The 3,648-nt window shown below is 69.2% G+C and carries 4 protein-coding genes; 2 read left to right on the top strand and 2 right to left on the bottom strand.

Features of this window, described 5'->3' with window-relative positions; genetic code table 11:
• Nucleotides 1–428: acyl-CoA dehydrogenase family protein (locus IJH84_RS12530; protein ID WP_295144356.1), on the bottom strand; the 428-nt coding region annotated here is incomplete at its 3' end.
• Nucleotides 429–508: 80 nt separating this feature from the next.
• Nucleotides 509–1,687: an acyl-CoA dehydrogenase family protein gene (locus IJH84_RS12525; protein WP_295144353.1), complete on the bottom strand. Its 1,179-nt coding sequence runs from the start codon at nucleotides 1,685–1,687 to the stop codon at nucleotides 509–511.
• A 329-nt stretch (nucleotides 1,688–2,016) separates the two neighbouring features.
• Between IJH84_RS12525 and IJH84_RS12520 the strand changes: the two genes are divergently transcribed.
• Together IJH84_RS12520 and IJH84_RS12515 are read left to right on the top strand one after the other, a co-directional pair.
• Nucleotides 2,017–2,226, top strand: a complete 210-nt coding sequence (locus IJH84_RS12520; protein WP_200069175.1) for a ferredoxin — start codon at nucleotides 2,017–2,019, stop codon at nucleotides 2,224–2,226.
• Between the two features lie 82 nt (nucleotides 2,227–2,308).
• The gene (locus IJH84_RS12515; RefSeq protein WP_295144348.1) at nucleotides 2,309–3,397 is read left to right on the top strand and encodes a Zn-dependent alcohol dehydrogenase; all 1,089 of its coding nucleotides are present in this window, start codon (nucleotides 2,309–2,311) and stop codon (nucleotides 3,395–3,397) included.
• Nucleotides 3,398–3,648: the final 251 nt, after the last annotated feature.

Raw genomic sequence — 3,648 nt, 5'->3', positions numbered from 1 at the left:
GAGCGATCCGCGCGGGTCGCGGGGGTTTCCGGCAGCGGGTCGGCATCTTCGGCGAGCGCGGCGGTCAGCACGATCTCGCCGTCACCCGCCGGGCGCGCGAACCGTTCCAGCTGCTGCTCGTCGCCGAAGCGGGCCACCGCGGAGGCGCCCGCCGCGATCGAGGTCAGGTATGGCACCGGCGCCACCGCCCGGCCCAGCTCCACCAGCACGCTGCACTGCTCGAGCAGTCCGCAGCCACCGCCGCCGAGGGATTCCGGCAGCGCCGCGCCGAGCACCCCGGCCTTCGCCAGGTCCGTCCACAGTGCACGGTCGAAGCGGTCGGGCTGGGACTCGACCTCGCGCAGCCGAGCCGTCGTCACCCGGTCGGTGAGGATGCTGCGGGTCAACTCGGTCAGATCTTGCTGGGCCTCGGTAGGTGCGAAATCCATCGGCTGCGGACTCCTTCGGGAAGGAACTGCCGGGCGGAACCTCGGCGGTGAACGTGTTCGGCAGGGGTCAGCGCAGGGGGTCAGCGTCGCGCAGGGGGCAGTCCGAGCCCAACGGTCGAGACGATGTCGCGCTGGACTTCGTTGGTGCCGCCGCCGAAGGTGAGGATCAGCGCCGAGCGGTGCATCCGCTCGACCCGGCCGTGCAGCGCGGCGCCGGGCGAACCTCCGCGGACGTGCGCGGCGGGCCCGAGCACCTCCATCAGCAGCCGGTAAGCCTCGGTGGCCAGCTCGGTGCCGTAGACCTTGGTCGCCGAGGCGGCCGCGGGAGCAGGCTGCTGCTCCGCGGTCCAGGCGATCTTCCAGTTCATCAGCTTCAACACCTCGGCACCCGCGTGCACCCGCGCGAGGTGCGTGCGCACCCACTCCTGGTCGATGACCCGGCGGCCGTCCGGCAGCTCGGTCTCCCGCGCCCATTCGCGGACCTGCGCCAGGGCGGAGCGGATCGGCGCGGCCGAGGTCAGCGCGACCCGCTCGTGGTTGAGCTGGTTGGTGATCAGCGGCCAGCCCTCGTTCTCGCCACCGACCAGCGCCGTGGCCGGAACCCGCACGTCCTCGTAGTAGGTGGCGCTGGTAGTCGGCCCGGCGACGGTGTGCACCGGTGTCCAGGAGAAACCCGGTGCGTCCGTCGGGACGATCAGCATGCTCAGGCCCTTGTGCTTGCGGGCTTCCGGATCGGTCCGGCAGGCCAGCCACACGTAGTCGGCGTACTGCACCAGGCTGGTCCACATCTTCTGGCCGTTGATCACGTACTCGTCGCCGTCGCGGACCGCGGTGGTGCGCAGCGAAGCGAGGTCGGTGCCCGCTTCCGGCTCGGAGTAGCCGATGGAGAAGTGGATCTCACCGGCGGCGATGCCGGGCAGGAAGTGCGCCCGCTGCTCGGCGCTGCCGTAACGCATGATCGTGGGCGCGACGCTGTTGAGCGTCAGGAACGGAACCGGCACTCCGGCGATGGCGGCCTCATCGGTGAAGATGAGCTGCTCCAGCATCGTGCCGCCGTGCCCGCCGTGCTCCCGGGGCCAGCCGAGCGCGAGCCAGCCGTCGGAGCCGAGCTGGCGGACGATCCGCTTGTACGCCTCGCCGTCGCCGTAATCACCCCCGGTCGCCAGCTCCTCCCGGAGCTCGTCGGTCATCAGCAGCGCGACGTAGTCGCGCAGGCGCTTGCGCAGCCGTTCCTGGTCGGAGTTGAAGCCGATGCGCATGGGGCCTCCTGGGCGAGCGACCCGGCCGGGCGCTGTGTGCAACAAGTTTCAGTTACTTTAGACCGCCGGGTGCCCCGGAGTCGACCAGCGTGGTGACAACGTCTTTTTCCGCGCAGGCTTCCCTGGGTCGCTAATATGCAACTTGTTCTACATCGTGTGCCGGCGATGAGCGGGCAGGCCGGAGCGGTGCGCGCCGGTGTCGCATGAGCGGTCAAGTTCCGATGGCCTCCGAATGGAGTAGTGAATCCCGCGGCACCGTCTCGTTGCCCTTCTAGGTCCGCCCGCGTCGAGCGCCCGATGAGCCGAGCCCTACGAACGCGGAGGAAGCGATGGAGATCGGCGTGCGGACCGAGCTGTGCGAGGCGAACGGAGTCTGCGTCGGGCTGGCCCCGGCGGTGTTCGAGCTGGACGACGACGAGCTGTTGCAGATCCGGCACCCGGTACCGGACGAAGATGTAGAACGTGTTGCGAAAGCCGTGCATCTTTGTCCGAAAGGTGCACTGTTCATTGCAGGAAGTGAAGCTGACGACGACTCTTGAACATCCTGAAAACAAGTTCTAGTGTGTGTCGCACATAACAGCCGCTATGCGGCGTTCTCGGACTTGGTGGGGAGACGGGCCGGTGAAGGCAGCGGTGCTCAACCAGATCGGCGACGACGCGCTGGACGTCCGCACGGACGTCCGGGTCGTGCCGCCGGGGCCGGGCGAGGTGCACCTGCGCGTCCGCGCCGCGGGGATCTGCCACAGCGATCTCTCGGCGATGAACGGTGGCCTTCCCGCGCTCGCTCCCGGAGTGCTGGGCCACGAAGGGGCGGGCGAAGTGCTCGCGGTGGGCGAGCAGGTGACCGACCTGGCACCGGGCGACCGCGTCACCATCGCGTTCGTCCCGCCGTGCGGCAACTGCCGGGACTGCCTCAACGCGCAGCCGCACCTGTGCCAGGTGCACGTGGTCGCATCGTTCACCTCGCCCAGGTTCGAGGTCGGTGCCGCACCCGCCTTCGGATTCACCGGTACCGGCACGTTCGCGGAGGAACTGGTCGTGCCCCGGGACGGCGTGGTCAAGGTCGAACCGGACGTGCCGTTCGAGGTCGCCGCGCTGCTCAGCTGCGGAGTGCTGACCGGGGTCGGCGCGGTGCTCAACACCGCGCGGGTCGAGCCGGGGTCCACAGTGGTCGTGATCGGCGCGGGCGGCGTCGGGATCTCGGTCATCCAGGGCGCCCGGATCGCCGGTGCGCGGCAGATCGTGGCCGTGGACCCGGTGACCGCCAAGCACGCCGGGGCGAAGCGGTTCGGTGCGACGCACGCGACCACGCCGGAGGGCTTGGACGATCTCAAGCAGGAGCTGACCGGCGGTGCCGGGTTCGACTACGCCATCGAGGTCGTCGGGCGCTCCGCCACGATCCGCGCCGCCTACGACGCGGCGCGGCGCGGCGGCGACGTGGTGCTCGTCGGTGCCGGTGGGCCGGACGAGAAGGTCGAGTTCTCCGCGCAGGAATTGTTCGTCAACGAGCGGAACATCCTGCCGTCGTTCTACGGCTCGGCCGACCCGCGCCGGGACATCCCGCGGCTGCTGGACTTCTGGCGGGCCGGACTGCTCGACCTCGAAGGCATGGTGAGCAGGCGGATCGCCCTTTCCGACATCAACGACGGGCTGAGCGCGCTGAGCAGCGGTGATGCCGCCTTGGTCCGCCAGATCGTCACTTTCGACTAGCAGATGTTTAAGGAGTGGTTTGCGTAGTGGGTCACTTAGCGGAACCTCAGGCGCCTGCTCGCTGCGGGATCTCCTCGGAGAAGTAGCGCCCTACTAGGCGTCGGAGCTGTCCTCGCGAGCAGACGCCTGAGAACCCGCGGCGGTGCCGGTTGCTCAGGTGGTCGGTTGCAAGCAGCTCCGCCGCTTATAAAAGCAAAGTTTTGCGGAGTCCGGCGGCTTTTTCGCCGCGGCCGTGCTCCGCGCACGAACCG

The organism is Saccharopolyspora sp., from assembly GCF_017434145.1.
GTDB lineage: Bacteria > Actinomycetota > Actinomycetes > Mycobacteriales > Pseudonocardiaceae > Saccharopolyspora_C > Saccharopolyspora_C galaxeae.
This window is presented reverse-complemented; position numbering and strand designations above follow the sequence as displayed.